At 62.1% G+C, this 22,453-nt stretch carries 19 protein-coding genes; 12 read left to right on the forward strand and 7 right to left on the reverse strand.

The window, feature by feature from the left end; translation table 11 throughout:
* Positions 1–107 precede the first annotated feature (107 nt).
* Positions 108–1,115 (forward strand): type I glyceraldehyde-3-phosphate dehydrogenase, encoded by a 1,008-nt coding sequence (gene gap, locus B9Z31_RS03315; protein WP_100118137.1) that lies wholly within the window; start codon positions 108–110, stop codon positions 1,113–1,115.
* A 273-nt stretch (positions 1,116–1,388) separates the two neighbouring features.
* Here the strand turns inward: gap (B9Z31_RS03315) and B9Z31_RS03320 are convergent, their stop codons facing one another.
* On the reverse strand, positions 1,389–2,990 hold the full coding sequence (locus B9Z31_RS03320; RefSeq protein WP_100118138.1) for a GMC family oxidoreductase: 1,602 nt from the start codon (positions 2,988–2,990) through the stop codon (positions 1,389–1,391).
* A 178-nt stretch (positions 2,991–3,168) separates the two neighbouring features.
* On the opposite strand from B9Z31_RS03320, the gene B9Z31_RS03325 reads away from it, so the two are divergent.
* Entirely contained in the window at positions 3,169–4,320 is a 1,152-nt protein-coding gene (locus B9Z31_RS03325) for an alkane 1-monooxygenase (RefSeq protein WP_100118139.1), read from the forward strand.
* A gap of 323 nt (positions 4,321–4,643) precedes the next feature.
* Positions 4,644–5,645 (forward strand): type I glyceraldehyde-3-phosphate dehydrogenase, encoded by a 1,002-nt coding sequence (gene gap, locus B9Z31_RS03330; protein WP_100118140.1) that lies wholly within the window; start codon positions 4,644–4,646, stop codon positions 5,643–5,645.
* Between the two features lie 73 nt (positions 5,646–5,718).
* Here the strand turns inward: gap (B9Z31_RS03330) and B9Z31_RS03335 are convergent, their stop codons facing one another.
* Positions 5,719–6,612: an NAD(P)-dependent oxidoreductase gene (locus B9Z31_RS03335; RefSeq protein WP_100118141.1), complete on the reverse strand. Its 894-nt coding sequence runs from the start codon at positions 6,610–6,612 to the stop codon at positions 5,719–5,721.
* Between the two features lie 108 nt (positions 6,613–6,720).
* Between B9Z31_RS03335 and B9Z31_RS03340 the strand changes: the two genes are divergently transcribed.
* Positions 6,721–8,610 carry an acyl-CoA synthetase gene (locus B9Z31_RS03340; RefSeq protein ID WP_100118142.1) on the forward strand — a complete coding sequence of 630 codons (1,890 nt, stop codon included), beginning with the start codon at positions 6,721–6,723 and terminating at the stop codon, positions 8,608–8,610.
* 63 nt (positions 8,611–8,673) lie between these two features.
* On the opposite strand, the gene B9Z31_RS03345 is transcribed toward B9Z31_RS03340, so the two are convergent.
* Positions 8,674–11,604 (reverse strand): DNA topoisomerase III, encoded by a 2,931-nt coding sequence (locus B9Z31_RS03345; RefSeq protein ID WP_100118143.1) that lies wholly within the window; start codon positions 11,602–11,604, stop codon positions 8,674–8,676.
* 95 nt (positions 11,605–11,699) lie between these two features.
* Here B9Z31_RS03345 and B9Z31_RS03350 point away from each other — a divergent pair, with 95 nt between their 5' ends.
* The 4 genes from B9Z31_RS03350 (at position 11,700) to B9Z31_RS03365 (ending at position 14,158) form a co-directional block, all read left to right on the forward strand.
* The gene (locus B9Z31_RS03350; protein ID WP_100118144.1) at positions 11,700–12,350 is read left to right on the forward strand and encodes an SET domain-containing protein; all 651 of its coding nucleotides are present in this window, start codon (positions 11,700–11,702) and stop codon (positions 12,348–12,350) included.
* 146 nt (positions 12,351–12,496) lie between these two features.
* Positions 12,497–13,276 carry a biotin--[acetyl-CoA-carboxylase] ligase gene (locus B9Z31_RS03355; protein ID WP_100118343.1) on the forward strand — a complete coding sequence of 260 codons (780 nt, stop codon included), beginning with the start codon at positions 12,497–12,499 and terminating at the stop codon, positions 13,274–13,276.
* Entirely contained in the window at positions 13,273–13,473 is a 201-nt protein-coding gene (locus B9Z31_RS03360; RefSeq protein WP_100118145.1) for a hypothetical protein, read from the forward strand. Before B9Z31_RS03355 ends, B9Z31_RS03360 begins: the two co-directional genes overlap by 4 nt.
* A 25-nt stretch (positions 13,474–13,498) precedes the next feature.
* Positions 13,499–14,158, forward strand: a complete 660-nt coding sequence (locus tag B9Z31_RS03365) for a glutathione S-transferase family protein (RefSeq protein WP_100118146.1) — start codon at positions 13,499–13,501, stop codon at positions 14,156–14,158.
* A 6-nt stretch (positions 14,159–14,164) separates the two neighbouring features.
* Here B9Z31_RS03365 and B9Z31_RS03370 read toward each other — a convergent pair whose 3' ends face one another.
* From B9Z31_RS03370 to B9Z31_RS03380, 3 genes are all read right to left on the reverse strand, one after another.
* Positions 14,165–15,628: a sensor histidine kinase gene (locus B9Z31_RS03370; protein WP_233200685.1), complete on the reverse strand. Its 1,464-nt coding sequence runs from the start codon at positions 15,626–15,628 to the stop codon at positions 14,165–14,167.
* Positions 15,629–15,678: 50 nt separating this feature from the next.
* The gene (locus tag B9Z31_RS03375; protein ID WP_100118147.1) at positions 15,679–16,353 is read right to left on the reverse strand and encodes a response regulator transcription factor; all 675 of its coding nucleotides are present in this window, start codon (positions 16,351–16,353) and stop codon (positions 15,679–15,681) included.
* A gap of 103 nt (positions 16,354–16,456) precedes the next feature.
* Positions 16,457–16,957, reverse strand: coding sequence for a MarR family winged helix-turn-helix transcriptional regulator (locus tag B9Z31_RS03380; protein WP_100118148.1), 501 nt, complete (start codon positions 16,955–16,957; stop codon positions 16,457–16,459).
* A gap of 144 nt (positions 16,958–17,101) precedes the next feature.
* Here B9Z31_RS03380 and recA point away from each other — a divergent pair, with 144 nt between their 5' ends.
* Both recA and recX read left to right on the forward strand, forming a co-directional pair.
* Entirely contained in the window at positions 17,102–18,139 is a 1,038-nt protein-coding gene (gene recA / locus B9Z31_RS03385; protein ID WP_090044113.1) for a recombinase RecA, read from the forward strand.
* 24 nt (positions 18,140–18,163) lie between these two features.
* Positions 18,164–18,622 carry a recombination regulator RecX gene (recX, locus tag B9Z31_RS03390; protein ID WP_100118149.1) on the forward strand — a complete coding sequence of 153 codons (459 nt, stop codon included), beginning with the start codon at positions 18,164–18,166 and terminating at the stop codon, positions 18,620–18,622.
* 529 nt (positions 18,623–19,151) lie between these two features.
* Here the strand turns inward: recX and argC are convergent.
* Positions 19,152–20,075 (reverse strand): N-acetyl-gamma-glutamyl-phosphate reductase, encoded by a 924-nt coding sequence (gene argC, locus B9Z31_RS03395; RefSeq protein WP_100118150.1) that lies wholly within the window; start codon positions 20,073–20,075, stop codon positions 19,152–19,154.
* Positions 20,076–20,249: 174 nt separating this feature from the next.
* Here argC and sucC point away from each other — a divergent pair, with 174 nt between their 5' ends.
* Both sucC and sucD read left to right on the forward strand, forming a co-directional pair.
* The gene (sucC, locus tag B9Z31_RS03400; protein ID WP_100118151.1) at positions 20,250–21,410 is read left to right on the forward strand and encodes an ADP-forming succinate--CoA ligase subunit beta; all 1,161 of its coding nucleotides are present in this window, start codon (positions 20,250–20,252) and stop codon (positions 21,408–21,410) included.
* A gap of 53 nt (positions 21,411–21,463) precedes the next feature.
* Entirely contained in the window at positions 21,464–22,360 is an 897-nt protein-coding gene (gene sucD, locus B9Z31_RS03405) for a succinate--CoA ligase subunit alpha (RefSeq protein WP_100118152.1), read from the forward strand.
* The last annotated feature ends 93 nt before the right edge of the window (positions 22,361–22,453 follow it).

The raw sequence follows: 22,453 nt of genomic DNA on the forward strand, positions 1-22,453 counted from the left end.
GCCCACCAGGCGCTGAGGCCAGGTCCGGGGATCAGGATTCTGAAAGGGTCTTGGTTTCCAATCCGGTTACGTAACGGTTTAGTAACTTATCTCCTGAGGCTCTCACCATGACCATCAAGCTGGGTATCAACGGATTTGGCCGCATCGGCCGTCTGGCTCTGCGCGCCGCACTCAAGCACGGCTACGACGACATCCAGATCGTCGGCATCAACGACCCCAAGCCCGCCGACTACCTGGCCTACATGCTCAAGTACGACAGCGTGCACGGCCGCTTTGATGGCACGGTGGACTTCACCGAAGACACGCTGATTGTCAACGGCAAGAAAATCAAACTTTCTCACGAGCGCGACGCACACAACCTGCGCTGGGGTGAGATGGGCGTGCACACCGTGCTCGAATGCACCGGCCACTACCTGACCGAGCCCACCAGCCAGATGCACCTGGCCGCAGGCGCCAAGAAGGTCGTGATTTCAGCCCCGTCCAAAGACAGCATCCCCATGTTCGTCTATGGCGTGAACCACAAAAAATATGCGGGCGAAGCCATCGTGTCGAATGCCAGCTGCACCACCAACTGCCTGGCCCCCGTGGTCAAGGTGCTCAACGACAAATGGGGCATCAAGCGCGGCCTGATGACCACCGTGCACGCCGCCACCGCCAGCCAGATGACCGTGGACGGCTCGTCGCGCAAAGACTGGCGCGGCGGACGCGGCATCTTGGAAAACATCATCCCCAGCAGCACGGGCGCGGCCAAGGCCGTGGGCGTGGTGATCCCCGAGATCAAGGGCAAGATCACCGGCATGGCCTTCCGTGTGCCGACCTCGGACGTGTCGGTCATTGACCTGACCGTGGAGCTGAGCAGCGATGCCAGCTACGCCGACATCTGCGCCGAGATGAAAGCGCAAAGCGAAGGCGCCCTGAAAGGCGTGCTGGGCTACACCGACGAGAAAGTGGTCTCCACCGACTTCCGCGGCGAGCCCTGCGCCAGCGTGTTCGACGCGACCGCCGGCATTGCGCTGGACAAGAGCTTCGTCAAGATCGTGGCCTGGTACGACAACGAATGGGGTTACGCCAAGCAGTGCCTGGAGATGGTGCGGGTGGTGGCCAAGAAGAAGTGATCTTCGTCTGATGGGGTGGCAGGTGCCTGTGGCCGACGCAGTGGCCAATGCCCCGCCAGGACTCAAAGCGCCTTCGGGCGCTTTTTTCATGGGCAATGGTTCCCTGTAGGAGCGAGCCCCTGCTCGCGAAAAAACCAAGCAGAGCGCGAACATTCGGCCGCAGGGGCGGCCTCCTACAAAAAGATGTGGGAGCGAGCCCCTGCTCGCGAAAAAACCCAGCAGAGCGCGAACATTCGGCCGCAAGGGCGGCCTCGGCCAAAATTCAGAGGGCCTCTAAACCGCCGTGCGCGCAGCGGCCCGGATGTCATCCGCCGCCTTCTCCGCGATCATGATCGTCGGCGCGTTGGTGTTGCCGCTGACGATGCGCGGCATGACCGAGGCATCGACCACGCGCAAGCCGGGTACGCCGTGCACGCGCAGTTGCGCATCCACCACCGCCATGCCGTCTTGCCCCATGCGGCAGGTGCCCACCGGGTGGTAGACCGTGTCGGCGTTTTGGCGAATCCAGTGGTCGAGTTGTTCGTCGGTGCGGGCATCGGCAGACGCTGCCCACTCCTTGCCATACCCGGCCAAAGCGGGCTGCGCCAGAATGCGCTGGGCCTGGCGCACGCCGTCGCGCAAGCGCTGCACGTCGCGTGGGTCGCTCAAAAACTGCGGGTCAATCAGTGGCGCGCTGTTCGGGTTACGGTCGGCCAGTTGCACGCGGCCTCGGCTGTCCGGTTGCAGCAAACACACATGCAAAGAGTAACCGTGCCCCAGCGTCAGTTGGCGGCCATGGTCCACCAGTTTGGCGACCACAAAGTGCAGCTGAATGTCCGGGTGCGCCTCATCAGGTCGGCTTTTGTAAAACGCGCCGCCTTCGGCAAAGTTGGTGGTCAAGCGCCCGGTGCGGTGCTGCCGCCAGGCCCACAGGGCCTGCAAGGTGTGCCACATGCCTTGGGGTGACACGCCGATCAAATCGGTCTGCCCCGGCGCATCGGCCACCAGCACCGCGTCAGGGTGGTCGTGCAGGTTGTCGCCCACGCCCGGCAAGTCCCGCAGCACCTCAATGCCCAGGCTTTGCAAATGCGCAGCAGGCCCAATGCCCGAACGCATGAGGATGGCGGGCGAATGGAAAGCGCCTGCACTCAAAATGATGCCGCGCCGAGCCGTCAAGGTCTTCGCCTGGCCACCCTGCAGGGTGTGCACTTGCCGCGCCACGCCATCCACCAGGCCAATGCGGTCCACGGTGACCCCGGTCATGACGTGCAAGTTAGGTCGGCCCAAGTTGGGCGTGAGGTAGGCCTTGGCGGCGCTGAACCGTTCGCCCGCTTTTTGCGTGACTTGGTACAAACCCACGCCTTCTTGGGTGGGGCCATTGAAGTCGGTGGTGTGCGCCAAACCCGCTTGCACGCCCGCCTCGACAAAGCGTTTGGAAAACGCATTGGGGCTTTGCAGGTCGGCCACGTTCAAGGGGCCGTTTTGGCCATGCCACGCGTTGTGGATGCGCTCGTTGTGCTCGGCCTTGAGAAAGTAGGGCAACACCTCGGACCATGACCACCCCGCGCAACCCATGTCGGCCCAGGTGTCGTAATCCACGGCTTGGCCCCGGATGTAGGCCATCGCATTGGTCGAGCTGGAGCCGCCCAAAGTGCGGCCACGCGGCTGGAAACCGATGCGGCCATTCAAGCCGGGTTGCGGCACGGTGTTCAGCCCTTGCGAGACGATTTCGGTGCGGGCCATGAGCGCAATGCCCGCGGGGCAATGGATCAAGGCGCTGGTATCGGGCGGCCCAGCCTCGATCAGGGCCACCTGCACGGCAGGGTCTTCGCTCAAACGGGCTGCCAGCACACAACCGGCCGAGCCGCCGCCCACAATCACGTGATCAAATTCCATGGCTTGTTCCACCCAAAGTTTTGTGGAACCAATGTAAGGGCTGGGGGCTGCGACGGCCTGTCTTGCAGGCGTCAAACATGGCGGTGGCCAAACCCTCACAATGGCTGGACATTCGGGGACACGCCCGGTGGACTGTCATGCCTATTTCTCGCACGCATCATCTCAACAGGACCCCTCCATGAGCCATCCCACGCTCGACCTCCAAGAAGAATGGCAAGACAAGCGTTGGTGGTGGCTGCTGAGCCCTTCGATCCCGCTGGCCTTCACGGCCTCCTTGCTGGCTTTCGTCTGGACGGGCCCATGGTGGTGCATGCTGCTGGCCCCGCTCGTGATCCATGTCTTGTTGCCACTGCTCGACCGCGTGTTGGGCGAAGACTTCAGCAACCCACCCGAGTCGGCGGTGGCGCAGCTCGAAGGCGATCTGTTTTACCGCGTCATGGTGTGGGCCTATGTGCCCGTGCAATGGATCGGCACCGTGTTGGGCGCCTGGATTGCGGCCACGCAGCCCTTGCCCTGGATGGGCTATGTCGCCTTGGTGTTGACCGTGGGGGCCATCAACGGCATTGGCATTGGCACCGCGCATGAGCTGGGTCACAAAAAAGAAGCCTTGGACCGGTGGCTGTCCAAGATCGCGTTGGCCCCCAGTGCGTATGGCCACTTTTTTGTAGAGCACAACCGGGGACACCACAAACGCGTGGCCACCCCAGAAGACCCGGCCAGCGCACGCATGGGTGAAAGCTTTTGGGCCTTCTTGCCGCGCTCGGTGTGGGGCAGCCTGCAATCGGCTTGGGCGCTGGAACAAGAGCGCCTGAACAAACTGGGCCTCAGCGTTTGGCATGGGCAAAACCACAACCTGCAAGCCTGGGGCCTGACCCTGCTCTTGTTTGGCACGCTGGTGGCATGGCTAGGCTCGATGGCCTTGCCCTTTTTGCTGTTGCAGGCCGTGTATGCGGCCTCGATGCTGGAGGTGGTGAACTATGTGGAGCACTACGGTTTGCTGCGCCAGCGTGACGCGTCTGGCCGCTATGTGCGTTGCGAGCCCGAGCACTCATGGAACAGCAACCACCTGGTGGGCAACTTGTTGCTCTACCAGCTGCAAAGGCATTCGGACCACCACGCACACCCCAGTCGGCGTTATCAGGCGCTGCGGCATTTTGCCGCCGCGCCGCAACTGCCCGCAGGCTATGCCACGATGATCACGGTGGCTTATCTGCCGCCCCTGTGGTTCGCTTGGATGGACCACCGCGTCATGGCCCACTATGGCGGCGACTTGGGTTTGGTCAACCTGCAAGCGTCGGCTCGGAAAAACCGCCTGGAGACAGGGCACTGAGCCCTGCCGCACCTTGGGCACGCGCAGCTGGGGCGGCAACGGGTGTTTTGGGTTCGCGTGTCATGGTGAGCGCTTTCAAAAAGGGGGAAGATGCCGAGGTGTGAACCCTGTGCACCTGATTCACCCACCCATTTTTCCCACGCGCGCGCGCCCCGTCTGTCCGCCTGCACACGCAAGCACCATCCGGTTACAAAACCAGAACAATCGAGCAGATCACCCGCGAGATGTAACAAAGTTTCAATATTTGGCATACGATGGTTACATGTTGGGTGCATCAAGTCTGAGTCGACTTGGGCACACACCTCTATGAAAGTGAGACCCCCATGACCACCAAGATCGGCATCAACGGCTTTGGCCGCATCGGACGCATGGTTCTGCGTGCCGCCGTGCAAAATTTCCAGGATGTGCAGATCGTGGGCATCAACGACCTGCTGGAGCCCGAATACCTGGCCTACATGCTGGAGTACGACAGCGTGCATGGCCGTTTTCAAGGCACGCTGGCCGTGGAGGGCTCCACCTTGATCGTGAATGGCCAACGCATCCGCCTCACCCAAGAGCGCGACCCATCCCAGCTCAAGTGGAACGAGGTGGGCGCCGACGTGGTGATCGAAGCCACGGGCTTGTTTCTGGACAAGGACAGCGCAGGCCAACACCTGAGCGCGGGCGCCAGGAAAGTGGTGATGTCGGCCCCCTCCAAAGACGACACGCCCATGTTTGTTTTCGGCGTGAACCATGCGTCCTACGCCGGCCAAGCGATCATCAGCAACGCCAGCTGCACCACCAATGCACTGGCCCCCATCACCAAAGTGCTGAACGACAAATGGGGCATCCAACGCGGCCTGATGACCACCGTGCACGCCACCACCGCCACCCAAAAAACCGTGGATGGCCCGAGCAACAAAGACTGGCGCGGCGGGCGCGGCATTCTGGAAAACATCATCCCCAGCAGCACCGGCGCGGCCAAGGCGGTGGGCGTGGTGATTCCCGAGATCAAGGGCCGATTGACGGGCGTGGCGGTGCGTGTGCCCACCAGCGATGTGTCGCTGGTGGATTTGACGGCCGAGCTCAGCCGCCCAGCCACGTATGCGGAAATCTGCGCCGAAATGAAGGCCCAAAGCCTTGGGGCCTTAAAGGGCGTGTTGGGCTACACCGAGGCCAAGGTGGTGTCGACCGATTTCCGGGGCGAGGTCTGTACCAGCGTGTTCGACGCCGAAGCCGGCATGGCCCTGGACAGCACCTTCATCAAGGTGATGGCCTGGTACGACAACGAGTGGGGCTACTCGAACAAGTGCGTGGAGATGGCGCGGGTGGTGGGCAAGGCCTAAGGCCTGAGCCCTGCGCGTTCGTGCGAGCGAAAAGGGCAGGGTTTCACCGTCCCCCGCCTAGCCACCCGGGGCCTCAGTTCTTGACGATCTTGACTTGGTTGAGCTGGGCCTGTGCCTTGACCAACGAAGGCACCATCTCGCTGCCATAGCCCAAAGCCACGGCCGTGTTCAGGGCCTGGTGCACGCTGGTGCCAATGATGGAAGGCACCTTCACACTCTCGGTCAAGTGCGAGTAATAACGCAAATCCTTGGCCGCGTTGTTCAACTCAAACTTCATCGCGCCATAGTCACCCTGCAGGGTTTTGGACATCAGCTGGAACAGGCCTGAGTTGACCCCGCCTGCCGAGATGACCTGCACCAATTTGTCCAGGTCCACGCCGGCCTTGGCCCCCACAGCAAAGGCTTCGGCCGTGGCCGTGCAAATGGCCTGCGCCACAAAGTTGTTGAGCAGCTTGACGACGTGGCCCGAGCCCATCTCGCCCACATGGAACACGTTTTCGCTGTAAGCGCGAATCACCGGCTCGATGCGGGCAAACACCTCGGGCGTCGCGCCCACCATCGAATTGAGCTTGCCCGCCTCGGCCTCGATGGGCGTGCGCGTGAGCGGCGCGTCCACATACACCACACCTTGCGCGGCGCACAAGGCGGCCAGGCGGCGGGTGGATTCGGGCTCGCTGGTGGAGGTGTCAATGACGACCAGGCCCGCGCACGCCTTGGACAGCAAACCGCCTGGCCCGGCCACCACCGCCTCGACCTGGGGTGAGCCGGTCACGCAGATGAGCACCGCATCACAGGCGGCCAAATCGGCATAACTGCCCACCTGGCGGGCGCCTGCGGCCAACAGGTCTTGCACGGGCGCAGTGCGTTGGTGCACCGAAATCGACAAGTCAAACCCCTTGGCCCGGATGTTCTTGGCCATGCCATGGCCCATCAAACCCGAAGCGCCGACAAATCCGATGTGTTGCATGTGAGTCTCTGGTGTGTGGTGGATAAGAAGTGGATTTTGGGAGAAATTTCAGGCCCAAGGTGTCGCCTGGGCAGCCTTCGCGGCGCCAATGTCTGACTACCATCGCGCATGCACCTGACCACCTCATCCCCTGTCTCGTCCCTGGCCGACATCCGGCGCATCGAAGCCACCCCCTTGGCACAAAGCATGCCTTGGGCCAGCACCTACGCGCTGATTGCCGCCAGCGCTCAAGCCCATGCAGACCACCCCGCACTGACTTTTTTGGACACCGGGCAGCCGGGCGGCCCTTCCACCACCTGGACTTACCGTGACCTGCTGCAAGGCCTTCACCAGACGGCCAATTTGCTGCACGGCCTGGGCATACACGCAGGCGATGTGGTGGCCATCTTGCTGCCCGGCGGACTGGCCTACCACCTGGCCCTGTGGGGTGGCGAGGCGGCGGGCATTGTGCAGCCGCTCAACCCTTTGCTGAGCGAAGACAAACTGCTGTCTCTGCTGCGCGCCAGTCACGCCAAAGTGCTGATCGCCCACGGCGTGGACGATGACAGCCGCATGCGCGACAAAGCGCTGCGACTGCAAGCCCAATTGCCCGACTTGAAAACCGTGTTGCTGGTTCACCCGCAGGGCGCCCCCTTGGCACCCGATCTGCCGGCTGGCACACAAGACTTTCAGGCCCTGCGCCAGCAACAAGTCAGCGACCACCTGCTGAGCGGGCGGGTCTTCCAGCCAAGCGACATCGCCGCTTACTTCCACACCGGCGGCACCACCGGTGCGCCCAAGCTGGCCAGGCACAGCCACGGCGCACAAGTCTTCACCGCGTGGGCCAATGCCACGATGCAGGGCTTTCGCGCGAGCGATGTGACGATCAACGGCTACCCACTGTTCCATGTGGCGGGTGTGCTGCCCGGCGCACTGTGTTCACTGGCCATCGGCATGCACGTCATCATTCCCACGCCCAGCCTGTTTCGCAACCGCGAGGTGGTGCACAACTACTGGCGACTGGCCGAGCACCACCGCTGCACGCTGATGTCGGGCGTGCCCACGGTGCTGGCCGCTTTGGCGGGGGTGCCGCTCGATGGCGCGGACATCTCACGCCTGCGCTCGGTGCGCACGGGGGCGGCGCCGCTGCCGCCCGAATTGGCGCAGCGCTTTGAACACACCTTTGGCCTGCAGATCAACGAAAGCTTGGGCATGACCGAGACTGCTGGCTTGAGCACCGTGTCCCCGCCTGGCCTGAGCGCCCCGGCAGGCTGCGTGGGCTGGCCGCTGCCGCATGCGCAGGTGCGCACCGTGGCCTTGAGCAGCGACGACCAAGCCACCGGGCAAGACCTGCCCACCGGCGGCAAAGGCATGGTGCTCTACAAAGGCCCCAACTTGTTCTCGGGCTACCTGGACGCAAAAGAAACCGCCCGCAGCTTCACGCCAGAGGGCTGGCTCATCACCGGCGATGTGGGCTTCATCGACGAACAAGGTCGATTGCACCTGTCGGGCCGCGCCAAAGACTTGATCATCCGTGGCGGGCACAACATCGACCCCAAGGTGATCGAAGACGCGTTGGGCGCCCACCCCGCCGTGGACTTGTGCGCCGCCGTGGGTGCGCCAGATGCCTATGCGGGTGAACTGCCCGTGGCATTTGCCACGCTCAAGGCCGGCGCCCAGGTGAGCGAAGCCGAGTTGCTGGCCTTCACCGCCGAGCGTGTGGACGAAGGCCCTGCCAAGCCCAAGAGCCTCACCCTCCTTGAACGCATGCCCGTGACCAACGTCGGGAAGATTTACAAACCCGAATTGCGCACCCTGGCCACGGCTGCGGTGGTGCAAGGCCTGATCGAGCAAGTGCTCAAGCCCTTGCAAACGCCTGCTGCGCAATGGCCGAGCGTGCAGGCGGCAGGCGATGCGCCCGTCGAGGTCGATGCCCGCGCCACGCCAGCTGCTGTTTGGGCAAGCCTTCAGCCCCTGCTGGCCGCACTGCCGGTCAAACTGGTGCTGCACACGCCGTGAGGGCTGAAGCCCCCAAAACATGCCACGGCTGGCGTGGCATTTTTCAGGGCGGCCGCTGCAGACTCAGCTCAGGTGCTTGCCAATGATCCCCGCCAACTCGAACATGGTGGCGCTGTCCTTGCCAAACACCGCCTGCAGTTTGCCGTCGGCCTTGATCGAGCGCTTGTCTGCCGGGTCCTGCAAGTTGTTGGCCTTGATGTAGTCCCAGATCTTTTTGACCACCTCGGTGCGGGCATAGGTGCCGTCCCCGATCACGGCGGCCAATGCGCTGCTGGGCTTCAAGGTGCCCACTGCGGCTTTGCGCGGGGCCTTGGGCGCCGCCGTCTTGGCGGCTTTTTTGGCTGCGGGGGTTTTGGCCGCCGTGGTTTTGGCTGCGGCTTTCTTCACCGCCACTTTGCCAAACGGCGTCTTCTTGGCCGCCGTCTTGCGGGGCGGGTACTTCTTGCCACCTTCGCGCTGCTCAAACTCAAACGTCACCTTGCCCTCTTCGGGGTTCCAGGCCAGCATGGCCTTGAAGCTTCGGCGGGTGCGGTTGCTGATGAATTTGTCGAGCAAATCGGTCTTGCCGGTCGCCAGCAGCTTGGTCAGCTGCTCGCGCTCCACCACTTGCTGCAAGATGATCTTGCCGCTCTTGAAGTCGCAGCTGGGCGTGGGTTGCGCGTTCGTGGGCACGGCTTTGCTGCAGACATAGTTGCTGCCGTGCTCGTGCACCGGGCTGCCGCACTTGGGGCAAGCACCCAGGGCTTCGTCACTGAACTCGACGATCTCGCCACTCTCTTCGTTCTTCTTGTCGTCGCCGAAGTCGAACTCGAGCTTCCAGTTCTTTTCTTCTTCGTTGTATTTGAGCGCCATCTCGGCCACAAATGGCCATCCTGCTTTGGAACGGAAACCGTCCAAGGGCCCAATCTTCTTGTCCCGCATGAACTGCTCGACTTCGGCAGGCTCGAAGGTGCGCCCTGCAGGCGTCTTGCCAAACGAGAACCCGCAGCCTTCGCTGGCGCCATCGGCACCCGTGCAGGTGTACCTGCGGTAGTTTTCTTTCACCACGCCACCACAAGTGGGGCAGGGCGTGGTGACGGTGGCGTAGTCACCGGGCACGGTGTCGCGGTCGTACTCTTTGGCTTTTTTGACGATGTGCTCGGTCATGGCCGCGATCTCGGCCATGAAGGTGGCGCGGCTCAATTTGCCTTGCTCCATTTGTGCCAGCTTGTACTCCCACTCCCCTGTCAGCTCGGGCTTGGAGAGTTCTTCGACCTGCAGGCCACGCAGCAGCGTCATGAGCTGGAAGGCTTTGGCCGTCGGGATCATCTCGCGGCCTTCGCGCAGCATGTACTTTTCGTTGATCAAGCCTTCGATGGTGGCGGCGCGTGTGGCCGGTGTGCCCAAGCCTTTTTCTTGCATGGCTTCGCGCAGTTCGTCGTCGTCGACCATCTTGCCCGCGCCTTCCATGGCCCCCAGCAGCGTGGCTTCTGAATAGCGCGCCGGTGGGCGGGTTTTCAGGCCCTTGACCTCGACCGAATCCACACCGACCTGTTCACCGGGCTGCACCGGCACCAGGTTCTGGCCCTTGTCACCGTCTTTGGCGTCTTCCACCTCGTCAGCCGCTTCTTTGCCGTAGATGGCCAACCAGCCGGGTTTGACCAGCACTTTGCCCACCGTCTTGAAGCTGTGGCCTGCGGCCACGCTGATGCGGGTGGTGACTTGGTATTCGGCGCTGGGGAAGAACACCGCCATGAAACGGCGCACCACCAGGTCATACAGCTTTTGCTCGGCCTCCGACAGGCCGCTGGGCGCTTGCAGCGTGGGGATGATGGCGAAGTGGTCCGAGACCTTTTTGTTGTCGAACACGCGCGGGATTTTGCGCACGTAGTTGTTGTTGAGCGCGGTGAGGGCGTGTGGGGCCAAGTGCTTCATGCCGCTGTCGGCCAGCATCTCGAAGGTCTGTTTGGCCACGGGCACATAGTCTTCGGGCAGGTGGCGCGAGTCGGTACGCGGGTAGGTCAGGGCCTTGTGGCGTTCGTACAGGCTTTGGGCCAGCGCCAGCGTGGTCTTGGCCGAAAAGCCAAACTTGCCGTTGGCCTCGCGCTGCAGGCTGGTCAGGTCAAACAGGCCCGGGCTGGCTTGCGTGGTGGGCGTGGCCTCCTCGGTCACGCTGGCTGTTTTACCGCGCACCGCCTCCACAATGGCCTGCGCCTGGGCGGCGGTCCATTGGCGGTCGGCTTTTTTCTCAGCGTCTTCTTCTTTCTTCCACTTCGGGTCGAACCATTTGCCCGGGTAGGTGCCCGCGGCCGCGCCGAACTCGGCGTGGATTTCCCAGTAGTCACGGCTCACAAATTTGCGAATCTGCTCTTCGCGCTCCACCACCACGGCCAGCGTGGGGGTTTGCACGCGGCCCACGGTGGTCAAAAAGAAGCCGCCGTCGCGCGAGTTGAACGCGGTCATGGCGCGGGTGCCGTTGATGCCCACCAGCCAATCGGCTTCAGACCGGCTGCGAGCGGCGTCGGCCAGGCCCTGCATCTGGCTGTTGCTGCGCAGGTTGTCAAAACCGTCACGGATGGCTTGGGGCGTCATCGACTGCAGCCACAGGCGCTGCACAGGCTTGTCCAAGGTCTTGACGCCGCCCGCGTACTGCTCGATCAGGCGGAAGATCAATTCCCCCTCGCGCCCCGCGTCACAAGCGTTGATGAGGGCGTTCACGTCCTTGCGCTTGGCCTGCTTGACCACCGCAGACAGGCGGCTCTTGGTTTTGTCCACCGGTTTCAAATCAAAGTGGGGCGGGATCACGGGCAAGTTGGCAAAGCTCCACTTGCCGCGTTTCACGTCGTACTGCTCGGGGGCCTGGATCTCCACCAGGTGGCCCACAGCGCTGGTCACGACGTAGGTGTCGTTCTCAAAGTGGTCGTCGTGCTTCTCGAACTTGCCCGATGTGGGCGTCAAGGCTTTGACGATGTCTTGAGCCACCGAAGGCTTCTCTGCAATTACCAATGTCTTCATGTCATTACAATCCGTTGTCTCGCGTGTGCGCACGCGCCCGGGCACGCGCTCACGCACGCGCCCACATGAATTCACCATAACAAATTTTTGACGCCGTGGCCAAAACCCTTGTTTCATCCCCCAGCCGCTCCACCGACAAACCTGCTGCTTCAGGCAAACGCATTCAGGTGCGCCGCTCGGGTGTGCATGGCAAAGGCGTCTTCGCGCTGCAGGACATCGCCAAAGGCGAAACCCTGATCGAGTACGTGGGCGAGGTCATCAGCTGGGACGAAGCGCAAGACCGCCACCCCCACGACCCCCAAGACCCGAACCACACCTTTTACTTCCATGTGAACGAAGACCGTGTGATTGACGCGCTGTTTGGCGGCAACTCCTCGCGCTGGATCAACCACAGCTGCAAGCCCAATTGCGAAGCCGACGAAGACAATGACCGCATCTTCATCAAAGCGATCCGCAACATCAAAGCGGGCGAAGAGCTGAACTACGACTACGGTCTGATCATCGACGAGCCCTACACCAAGAAGCTCAAGGCCGAATACCCCTGCTGGTGCGGTGCCAAGAACTGCCGCGGCACTTTGCTCTCGCCCAAAGACCGCGCAGACACCCCCCCCATTCCCAAACAAAAAAAGACCGCCTCGGCAGACAAGGCCAAATCGAAGGCCAAGCCTGCAAAGCCTGCAAAGCCAGCTAAGCCTGTAAAGCCTGTAAAGCCTGCCAAGGCAGACAAGCCCAGCAAAAAGCGCTGAGCCATGCCGGCCCGCCGCATTGACTCTGTAGGAGGCCGCCCCTGCGGCCGAATGCGCTCAAAGCTTTGCGGGCGTTTGAGATGCGCCAACCTTCGCGAGCCGGGGCACGCGCCCACAACACCCCAGCAGCGCACCCTCGACCAAGCATGATCACGCCCACACCTTGGCCCGCCGAAGCCATTTGGGAACAGGTCTTCCCCCTGTTGCCCGACTTCACGGTCGAAGTGCTGCCCGAGATCGATTCGAGCAACAGCGAGTTGATGCGCCGTGCGCGCGCAGGCCAACATGAAGCGACCTTGCTGGTGGCCGAGCGTCAAACCCAGGGCAGAGGCCGGATGGGACGTGTCTGGCAAAGCCAGCCGGGCGACTCGCTCACCTTCTCACTCAGCTTGTCCCTCGCGCCCCAGGACTGGTCCGGCTTGTCTTTGGCCGTGGGCTTGAGCTTGGCGGAGAGCCTGCACCCGGGTGTGCAGCTGAAATGGCCCAACGATTTGTGGTTCGAGGACCGCAAAATCGGCGGTATTTTGGTGGAAGCGGCCAGCATGGCTGGGCGCAGCCAAGTGGTGGTGGGCGTGGGGCTGAACATCCGCCCACGCGGCGCCGACGGTCTGAACACGGCGCCTGCGGCCTTGAGCGAGCTTCTACCCGACTTGACCGCGCCCGCCTGTTTGGCGCGCGTGGCTTTCCCGCTCATCCAGACGCTGCTCACCTTCGAGCGCGAAGGCTTTGCCCCGCTGCAAGGGCGGTTTGGATCGCGTGACGCGCTCCAGGGCCGCCGGGTTCACACCAGCGATGGCCAAGTGGGTGAGGCGCTGGGCGTCGGCCCCACGGGCGCCTTGCGCTTGCTGACCGATGCCGGCGTGCAAGAGATCCACAGCGCCGAGATCAGCGTGCGCCCCTTTCCTGTTTCGGACCCCAAGCCATGAGCCGTTTTGTGATCGCTGTTTTGTTGGTGTTGAATGCCGCCACACTGGCTTGGCAGTGGGACGCTTTTGCACGCTGGGGCTTTGGCCCCCACACCGCGCGCGAGCCTGAGCGGCTGGGCCAACAGGTTCGCCCCGAAGCCTTGACCATCGAAAGCCCTGAAGCTGTGGCAAAACGCTTGGCCGCCGAGACCCCTTAATTTCCACTGAAAACCGAGATGGACCATGACCTTGAAACTTTATTTTTCCCCGGGCGCCTGCTCTTTTGTGCCCCATGCCTTGCTGGAGATGAGCGGCGCCGAGTTTGAGCCGAGCATGGTCAAGCTGCACAAAGGTGAGCAAAACAGCGATGACTACAAAGCCATCAACCCGCGCGGCCAGGTGCCCGTGCTGGTGAGCAAGGGCCAAGCCATCACGCAAATCTTGGCCATCGTGCTGCACCTGGACCAGGTGTTCCCTGAAATGGGTTTCCTGCCCACCGAGCCGCTGGCGCGCGCCCAAGCCCTGTCCACCTTGGCTTGGATGAACAACACGGTCCACCCCACTTTCACACACATTTTCATGCCGCAAAAGTTCTCGGACCTGCCCGAGGTGCAAGCCTCGCTCAAGCCCTACAACATCCAACTGTTTCGCGGCATGTTGGGCGAGTTGCAAGCGCTGGTGGACAAGGCCGCAAGCCAAGGCCAAGCCTGGCTCAGCGGTGAACGGTTCGGCCCGCTCGACGCCTACAGCCTGACACTCACGCGGTGGGGCACGATCGCCGGCATTGCGCCCGAAGAACACCCCACGCTGTGGGCCTTTGTGCAAAAAGTGGCGGCCGAGCCTGCCGTCGCTCGGGTGATCGAGCGCGAGCGTCTGCAACTGAACATGGGCAAGCCCGCTTGAGCCGTTTCAAGCCAAAGGACTGAAGCGCAGCGTGAAGCATGCACCCGGCGGGTTGTGCCCGGGGTGTGATGCCTCCACGGTGATGGAAGCCCCGTGCTGCTGTGCAATTTCCTTCACGATGGGCAGGCCCAGACCCGATCCGTCCACGTTGGTGCCCAGCGCCCGGTAAAAGGGCTGAAACACCAGGTCACGCTCAGCCAGCGGAATGCCGAGTCCGTTGTCTTCGACCTGCATGACCAAGGCTTTGCTGTAGGGGTCGACCAAGACACGCACCGTGACCACGCCTTGGCGCTCGGGCGTGCTGGGGGTGTAATTGACCGCGTTCTCAACCAGGTTGCGCAGCATTTCTTTGAGCAAGGTGGGGTTGCCCATCACCTGTGCGCCCGGCGTGCCCGGGTCCACGCCTTCGTAGCCCAGGTCCAGCCCTTTGTCCATGGCGCCGGGCAAACAGTCCTGCAAGACATCGCTGGCCAGTGTGACCACGTCACAGCTTTGTTGCGAGGGGTGCACGCCACCGCCTTCGGCGCGTGCCAATGACAACAACTGGTTCACGGTGTGGGTGGCCTGAACGCTGGCGCGACCGATCTGCTTCAAGGACTTCTTCAAATCCTCTTCGCTCGAACCCGAACGCTGCGCCAGATCGGCCTGCATGCGCAAACCGGCCAAAGGGGTCTTGAGCTGGTGCGCGGCATCGGCCAAGAAACGTTTTTGCGTGACGATGGAGTCTTTCAAGCGCTCGAGCAAATCGTTCACCGAGACCACCAAGGGGGCCACCTCCATGGGCACGGCTTTGTCGTCCAGTGGGCTCAGGTCGTCGGGTTTGCGGGCGCGGATGCGCTCCTCCAGCTGCGACAAGGGTTTGATGCCGCGCACCAGCGCCAGCCACACCAACAGCACCGCCAAGGGCAACAGGGCGAACTGGGGCAGCATCACGCCCTTGATGATCTCGGCGGCCAGCACAGAGCGCTTTTCACGCGTTTCGGCCACCTGCACCAAAGCCGGATTTTTGCCATCGGCGTCCAGGCGGATCCAGGTGTAGGCCACGCGCACTTCCAAGCCGCGCATTTCGTCGTCGCGAATGTGCACTTCGTAACTGCTGCCCTTGTCCTGATCGCTCGGGGGCATGGGCAAATCGCGTTCACCGCTCAGATGCTCTTTGGCGCCACCCTGCACTTGGTAATAGACCAGGTCGGTCTCGTCGGCACGCAGCAGCTCGCTGGCCGGTTGCGGCAAGTTGAACTGCACGCGTTTGTCAGGCCCCAGCTTGACCTGTTGCGCCAAGGCTTGCACGTTGTAGACCAAGGCACGGTCAAAGGGTTTGTTGGCCAAGCCCTGCGCCACCAACCAAGTCAGGGCCAAGCTGATCGGCCACAACAAAAGCAAAGGCGTGAGCATCCAATCCAGGATTTCGCCGAACAAGGAGCGCTGCTCACGCTTGAACAGTCGCACACCCCAGCCGCGTGACTTCATGGCGTGAGGGTCCTGGTGGCTGCGAATGTGGAAATCAAATCAGACCGCGTTCAGCCCGGGATTTTTTCAAGGCAATAACCCAATCCACGCACGGTGGCGATGCGGATCGGGCCTTTTTCGATCTTCTTGCGCAAACGGTCGATGTACACCTCGATCGCGTTGTTGCTGACTTCTTCGCCCCATTCGCACAGACGCTCAACCAGCTGGTCTTTGCTGACCAAGCGCCCTGCGCGTTGCAACAACACTTCGAGCAGGCCCAACTCGCGGGCCGACAACTCGACCATCTTGCCGTCGATGGTGGCCACGCGGCCCGATTGGTCGTAAATGAGCGGGCCATGCTTGATTTGCGAGGTGGCACCGCCCATGCCGCGGCGGGTGAGGGCGCGCACGCGGGCTTCGAGCTCTTGCAAGCTGAAGGGCTTGGCCATGTAATCGTCGGCGCCGTAATCCAGCCCTTTGACGCGCTCTTCCACGCTGTCAGCCGCGGTCAGGATCAAAACGGGCAACACCGAACCACGCGAGCGCAAGCGCTTGAGCACTTCCAGCCCGTGCATTTTGGGCAAACCCAAATCCAGGATCAGCAGGTCAAATTCGTTGTTGGTCATCAGCGCAGCGTCGGCCTCGCTGCCACTGGCCACATGGTCTACCGCCGCACCCGCGCTGCGCAAGGTGCGCAACAAACCATCGGCAAGCACCTGGTCGTCTTCGGCTATCAGAATGCGCATGTCTGTCTCCTTTGGTTGTGGCGGCGGCCCGGGCTTGCGGGCTCTGCGGTTTGATTTTAGTGTCAGGTTGGTGTCTTGCCGCCCCTTGTGCGCGGTGTTCGCATCAATGGGCGTAGGCTTCCAGGCCCAAAGCCACCACCGTGGCCACCTCTTTGCCCACCGCTTCGCGGAACTCGGCCTCGGCCTGGGCCACCGCGTCCTTGAACGCTTGCAGCCAAGCCAAGCCAACGGGCGTGAACACCACGCGCCGAGCCCGGGCATCCAAGGGGTCAGGTTCGCGTTGCACCAAGCCCCACGCGGCGCATTGGTCCACCAAATCACCCATGGCCTGCTTGCTCATGCCGGCAGCCCGGGCCAAATCGGTCAAGCGGGAGCCTTGCAGGCCCAAATGCCGCGTGATGTGCACATGCGCGGCGCTGATCTGGTCACGCGAGGCCAGATTGGCCAAGGCCAAGGGCACGCCCTCGTTGCCGGCCATCAGGTGCAGCACCCGCTCGTCAAAGCGGCGCATCGCGTGGCCCAGCAAACGCCCCAAATGGGTTTGCCGCCAGCGGTCATCGCGCATGTCAGCGCTTTCGGGGGGTGTCAAAGGGAGGTGTGACATGGTCCGGTAATGATAAGGCAAACTGACCAAAAATACCGTTTACAGGTTTGTACAGGTCGTTTACAGTACTGTTCACGCATCCAGTAAACAGCGCATCGGCGCTGAGCCCGGTGCCCCAACCCATTGATATTCAAGGAGATTCCCATGAGCGACGACAACAGCGAAAAGTCCAAAGCCCTGCAAGCCGCCCTGGCCCAGATTGAAAAACAATTCGGCAAAGGCACCATCATGCGTCTGGGCGAAGGCGAAGTCATCGCCGACATCCAGGTGGTGTCCACCGGCTCTTTGGGCCTGGACATCGCTTTGGGCGTGGGCGGCCTGCCCCGCGGCCGTGTGATCGAAATCTACGGCCCTGAGTCTTCTGGCAAAACCACCCTGACCCTGCAAGTCATCTCCGAGATGCAGCGCCTGGGCGGCACCTGCGCCTTTGTGGACGCCGAGCATGCGCTGGACGTGCAATACGCCCAAAACCTGGGCGTCAACCTGCAAGAACTGCTGGTCAGCCAGCCCGACACCGGCGAGCAAGCGCTGGAGATCGTGGACAGCCTGGTGCGCTCTGGCGCGGTGGACCTGGTGGTCATCGACTCGGTGGCCGCCTTGACCCCAAAGGCCGAAATCGAAGGCGACATGGGCGACAGCCTGCCCGGCCTGCAAGCGCGTTTGATGAGCCAGGCGCTGCGCAAGCTGACCGCCACCATCAAGAAAACCAACTGCACCGTCATCTTCATCAACCAGATCCGCATGAAGATCGGCGTCATGTTCGGCAGCCCCGAAACCACCACCGGTGGCAATGCCCTCAAGTTCTACGCCTCGGTCCGCTTGGACATCCGCCGCACCGGCACCATCAAGAAGGGCGACGACGCGATCGGTAACGAAACCAAAGTCAAAGTGGTCAAGAACAAAGTGGCCCCGCCCTTCAAAACGGCCGAGTTCGACATCCTGTTTGGCGAGGGCATCAGCCGCGAAGGCGAGGTCATCGACATGGGCGTGACCGCCAAGATCGTCGACAAATCGGGTGCTTGGTACGCCTACCAGGGCGAGAAGATCGGCCAAGGCCGTGACAACGCGCGCGAATTTCTGCGCGAAAACCCCGCCCTGGCCCGCGAAATCGAAAACAAGGTGCGCGAATCGCTGGGCATCCGCCTGCTGGAATCGGCGATTGCCGAGCCCAAAGGCGAATAACAGGCCGGTGCCCAGAGACCTCGCTTGAACAAGCCTGGCTTTCAACCCTCGCTCAAGGGGCGCGCTCTGCGCCTCTTGAGCCAGCGTGAACACTCGCGCACGGAGCTGGAACGCAAACTGGCCCCGCACGAGGAAGTGCCCGGCGAGCTGGCCAAAGCACTCGACGAATTGCAGGCGCGGGACTTCATCAACGACGGGCGAGCGATTGAATCGGTGGTGCACCGCCGCGCAGGCAAACTGGGCGCGGCACGCGTCAAGCAAGAGCTGGCCGCAAAGGGTTTGTCGGGTGAGGCCGTGGCCGCCGCCATGGCGGGTTTGCGAGAGACCGAACTGGACCGCGCACTGGGCGTCTGGCGCAAAAAGTTTGGGCGCCCAGCCACTGACCCGAACGAGCGGGCCAAACAAATCCGGTTCTTATTGACCCGCGGCTTCAACGCCGAGGTGGTGCGCAAGATCGTGCAAGGCGCAGACGAAGACATTTGAGCCCGAAGATCTTGCGCCCTTGTGGGAGGCCGCCACTGCGGCCGAATGACGGGCTTGTGGGAGGCCGCCCCTGCGGCCGAATGGCGGGTTCAGCGGTGTGCCCTCCTTCGCGAGCAGGGGCTCGCTCCCACGCAGAGCAGCCCGAACCGGCAATGCAGGAATTTCGTGGGAGGCCGCCCCTGCGGCCGAATGGCGGGTTCAGCGGTGCCCTCATTCGCGAGCAGGGGCTCGCTCCCACGCAGAGCGCCCGAACCGGCAATGCAGGAATTTCGTGGGAGGCCGCCCCTGCGGCCGAATGGTGGGTTCAGCGGTGTCCTCATTCGCGAGCAGGGGCTCGCTCCCACGCAGAGCAGCCCGAACCGGCAATGCAGGAATTTCGTGGGAGGCCGCCCCTGCGGCCGAATGGCGGGTTCAACGGGTCATCTGCATTCGCGAGCAGGGGCTCGCTCCTACGGGGCGGGGGCTTGCTCCCACGGGTCAGGGGCTGGCGCCACAGGGGCAGGCGCCAAGAACACTCTGGGAGAGTGGTTTACAAGCCCAGCATCAAGCCGATGTTTTGCACCGCCGCGCCACTGGCGCCTTTGCCCAAGTTGTCCAGACGGGCGATCACCACCGCTTGGCGGGCCTCTTCGTTGGCGAACACCCGGATTTCAAGCTGGTTGGTGTCGTTCAAGGCGGTGGCGTCGAGCTTGGCGTCCGCCGTGGCGGGCAACACACGGACCCAGCCACCCGCTTCTTGGCTGGCGGCGTAATGCGCCTGCAAAGCTGCGTGCAGATCGGCACCTGTGGGTTTGCCGGGCAATGTGTCCAGATGCAAAGGCAACTGCACCAGCATGCCTTGGCGGAAATTGCCCACGGCTGGCACAAACAAAGGGCGGCAGGTCAGCCCGGTGTAGCGCATGATTTCGGGAATGTGTTTGTGCTTGAGGCCCAGAGCATAGGCTTCATACAGGGGGGCTTTGCCGGATTCGTAATCCTCGATCATGGTTCGGCCGCCACCGGAGTAACCACTCACAGAAGGCAAACAGACCGCAAAGTCCCGCGGCATCAGGCCCGCATCCACCAATGGGCGCAAGATCGAGATGGCGCCCGTGGCGTAACAGCCGGGATTGGCCACGCGCTGGGCTTGGCGCACTGCAGCCAACTGGTCTGCGGCCAGTTCTGGAAAGCCAAACACCCAGTCCGGGTGGCAACGGTGGGCGGTGGAGGCATCCACGATGCGGGGCTTGCGCCCGGGCAAGCTGTCGATCATGGCCACGGATTCGATGGCGGCATCGTCGTGCAGGCACAGCACCACCAAATCGGCGGCGGCCATCAACTCGCGTTTGGCTTCGGGGTCTTTGCGGCGGGCCGGGTCGATGCTGAGCACCTCGACCTGGGGCATCAACGCCAAACGCTCACGGATTTGCAAACCTGTGGTGCCGGCTTCGCCATCGATGAATATTTTGGCCATGGGTATTACTTCCTCAATGATTCAGGTTCTCAGCGTCAAGTCAATGTAAGACGCAAGGATCAGGATTGGTGCATTGCAGCATGATACAGTCGCAGGCTGCAGTGTCCAGAGCCTACTGGCGGATGAATCACCCCAGCGGACCGGTCAATCAACTACCCTCTGAGAGAAGACCTCATGAAGATTCACGAGTACCAAGGCAAGGAAATCTTGCGTCAATTCGGTGTGCCAGTTCCCCGTGGCATTCCGGCATTCACCGTTCAAGAGGCTGTCGAAGCCGCACAAAAACTGGGCGGCCCTGTGTGGGTGGTGAAAGCCCAAATCCACGCCGGTGGCCGTGGCAAAGGCGGCGGCGTGAAAGTGGCCAAAACCATCGACGACGTTAAGCGCATTGCTGGCGAAATCCTGGGCATGCAGCTCAAGACCCACCAAACTGGCCCCGAAGGCCAAAAAGTCCGTCGTCTGTACATCGAAGACGGCGCCGACATCCACAAAGAGTATTACGTGTCTGTGGTCACCGACCGCGCCACCCAAAAGATCGCCTTCATCGCTTCGAGCGAAGGCGGTATGGACATCGAGGAAGTGGCCCATTCCACCCCCGAGAAAATCATCACCGAGTTCATCGACCCCCTGACCGGTTTGGGCGATGCGCAAGCCAAGAAGATCTCTGACGCCATCGGCATGCCTGCAGACTCCACCGCCCAAGCTGTGGACATCTTCAAGAAGCTGTACCAGTGCTACATGGAAACCGACGCTTCGTTGGTGGAAATCAACCCACTGAACCGCGACAGCAAAGGCCAAGTGATGGCCTTGGACGCGAAGTTCAACTTCGACGCCAACGCTTTATTCCGTCACCCCGAAATCGTGGCCTACCGCGATCTGGACGAGGAAGATCCGGCCGAAGTGGAAGCTTCTAAATTTGACCTGGCCTACATCAGCCTGGACGGCAACATCGGTTGCCTGGTCAACGGCGCGGGCTTGGCCATGGCCACCATGGACACCATCAAGCTGTTCGGCGGTGAGCCTGCCAACTTCCTGGACGTGGGCGGCGGCGCGACCGCCGAGAAAGTCACCGAAGCCTTCAAGATCATGCTGGCCAACAAGAATGTCAAAGGCATTTTGGTCAACATCTTCGGCGGCATCATGAAGTGCGACACCATCGCCAGCGGCGTGATCACCGCTTGCAAGGCCGTGAACCTGTCCGTGCCATTGGTGGTGCGCATGAAGGGCACCAACGACGAGCTGGGCAAGAAGATGCTGGCCGATTCCGGTCTGCCCATCATCTCCGCCGACACCATGGCCGAAGCCGCGACCGCCATCGTCGCAGCCGTTAAGTAATGACTTTGCAGGACGGCGCCCACGCTGCCGTCAGCAACTGATTAGGAACAAACATGTCCATCTACATCAACAAAGACACCAAAGTCATCACGCAAGGCATCACCGGCAAAACCGGTCAATTCCACACTGAGAAGTGCCAGGAATACGCGAACGGCAAAAACTGCTTCGTCGCGGGTGTGAACCCCAAGAAGGCGGGCGAGTCCATCTTCAACATCCCGATTTATTCCACCGTCAAGGAAGCCGCCACCCAAACGGGCGCCACCGTGTCTGTGATTTACGTGCCACCCGCAGGTGCTGCGGCGGCGATCTGGGAAGCGGTGGAAGCCGACCTGGACCTGGCCATTTGCATCACCGAAGGCATTCCAGTGCGCGACATGCTCGAAGTGCGCAACAAAATGAAGGCCAAAGAAGCGGCTGGCGGCAAGCGCACTTTGCTGCTGGGCCCCAACTGCCCCGGCCTGATCACCCCTGACGAAATCAAGATCGGCATCATGCCCGGTCACATCCACCGCAAAGGCCGCATCGGCGTGGTGTCCCGTTCGGGCACTTTGACCTATGAAGCCGTGGCGATGTTGACCGAAGTCGGTTTGGGCCAGTCCAGCGCCGTCGGTATCGGTGGCGACCCGATCAACGGTTTGAAGCACATCGACGTGATGAAGGCTTTCAACGACGATCCAGACACCGACGCCGTGATCATGATCGGTGAAATCGGGGGTCCAGACGAAGCCGAAGCGGCGCAATGGTGCAAGGCCAACATGAAGAAGCCGATTGTGGGCTTCATCGCCGGTGTGACTGCCCCTCCCGGCAAGCGCATGGGTCATGCCGGTGCCTTGATCTCTGGCGGCGCCGATACGGCCGATGCCAAACTGGCCATCATGGAAGAGTGCGGCTTCATCGTCACACGCAACCCCTCTGAGTTGGGCAAATTGCTCAAGGCCCAGCTGAAATAATCAGGGTTAACCCTCGGGCATAAAGCCCGTCCCCTGAACAAGGCTGTGGTTTGCCACAATAGCCAAGCCGGATGTCCTACAGGACAATCCGGC

It is taken from the genome of Limnohabitans sp. G3-2 (genome assembly GCF_002778275.1).
Lineage (GTDB): Bacteria > Pseudomonadota > Gammaproteobacteria > Burkholderiales > Burkholderiaceae_C > Limnohabitans_A.

Bases quoted from the DNA above. Each gene is read 5' to 3' on its own strand.
- gap (WP_100118137.1), top strand. From the start codon at position 108: ATGACCATCAAGCTGGGTATCAACGGATTTGGCCGCATCGGCCGTCTG.
- B9Z31_RS03320 (WP_100118138.1), bottom strand. From the start codon at position 2,990: ATGGAATTTGATCACGTGATTGTGGGCGGCGGCTCGGCCGGTTGTGTG.
- B9Z31_RS03325 (WP_100118139.1), top strand. From the start codon at position 3,169: ATGAGCCATCCCACGCTCGACCTCCAAGAAGAATGGCAAGACAAGCGT.
- gap (WP_100118140.1), top strand. From the start codon at position 4,644: ATGACCACCAAGATCGGCATCAACGGCTTTGGCCGCATCGGACGCATG.
- B9Z31_RS03335 (WP_100118141.1), bottom strand. From the start codon at position 6,612: ATGCAACACATCGGATTTGTCGGCGCTTCGGGTTTGATGGGCCATGGC.
- B9Z31_RS03340 (WP_100118142.1), top strand. From the start codon at position 6,721: ATGCACCTGACCACCTCATCCCCTGTCTCGTCCCTGGCCGACATCCGG.
- B9Z31_RS03345 (WP_100118143.1), bottom strand. From the start codon at position 11,604: ATGAAGACATTGGTAATTGCAGAGAAGCCTTCGGTGGCTCAAGACATC.
- B9Z31_RS03355 (WP_100118343.1), top strand. From the start codon at position 12,497: ATGATCACGCCCACACCTTGGCCCGCCGAAGCCATTTGGGAACAGGTC.
- B9Z31_RS03360 (WP_100118145.1), top strand. From the start codon at position 13,273: ATGAGCCGTTTTGTGATCGCTGTTTTGTTGGTGTTGAATGCCGCCACA.
- B9Z31_RS03365 (WP_100118146.1), top strand. From the start codon at position 13,499: ATGACCTTGAAACTTTATTTTTCCCCGGGCGCCTGCTCTTTTGTGCCC.
- B9Z31_RS03370 (WP_233200685.1), bottom strand. From the start codon at position 15,628: ATGAAGTCACGCGGCTGGGGTGTGCGACTGTTCAAGCGTGAGCAGCGC.
- B9Z31_RS03375 (WP_100118147.1), bottom strand. From the start codon at position 16,353: ATGCGCATTCTGATAGCCGAAGACGACCAGGTGCTTGCCGATGGTTTG.
- B9Z31_RS03380 (WP_100118148.1), bottom strand. From the start codon at position 16,957: ATGTCACACCTCCCTTTGACACCCCCCGAAAGCGCTGACATGCGCGAT.
- recA (WP_090044113.1), top strand. From the start codon at position 17,102: ATGAGCGACGACAACAGCGAAAAGTCCAAAGCCCTGCAAGCCGCCCTG.
- argC (WP_100118150.1), bottom strand. From the start codon at position 20,075: ATGGCCAAAATATTCATCGATGGCGAAGCCGGCACCACAGGTTTGCAA.
- sucC (WP_100118151.1), top strand. From the start codon at position 20,250: ATGAAGATTCACGAGTACCAAGGCAAGGAAATCTTGCGTCAATTCGGT.
- sucD (WP_100118152.1), top strand. From the start codon at position 21,464: ATGTCCATCTACATCAACAAAGACACCAAAGTCATCACGCAAGGCATC.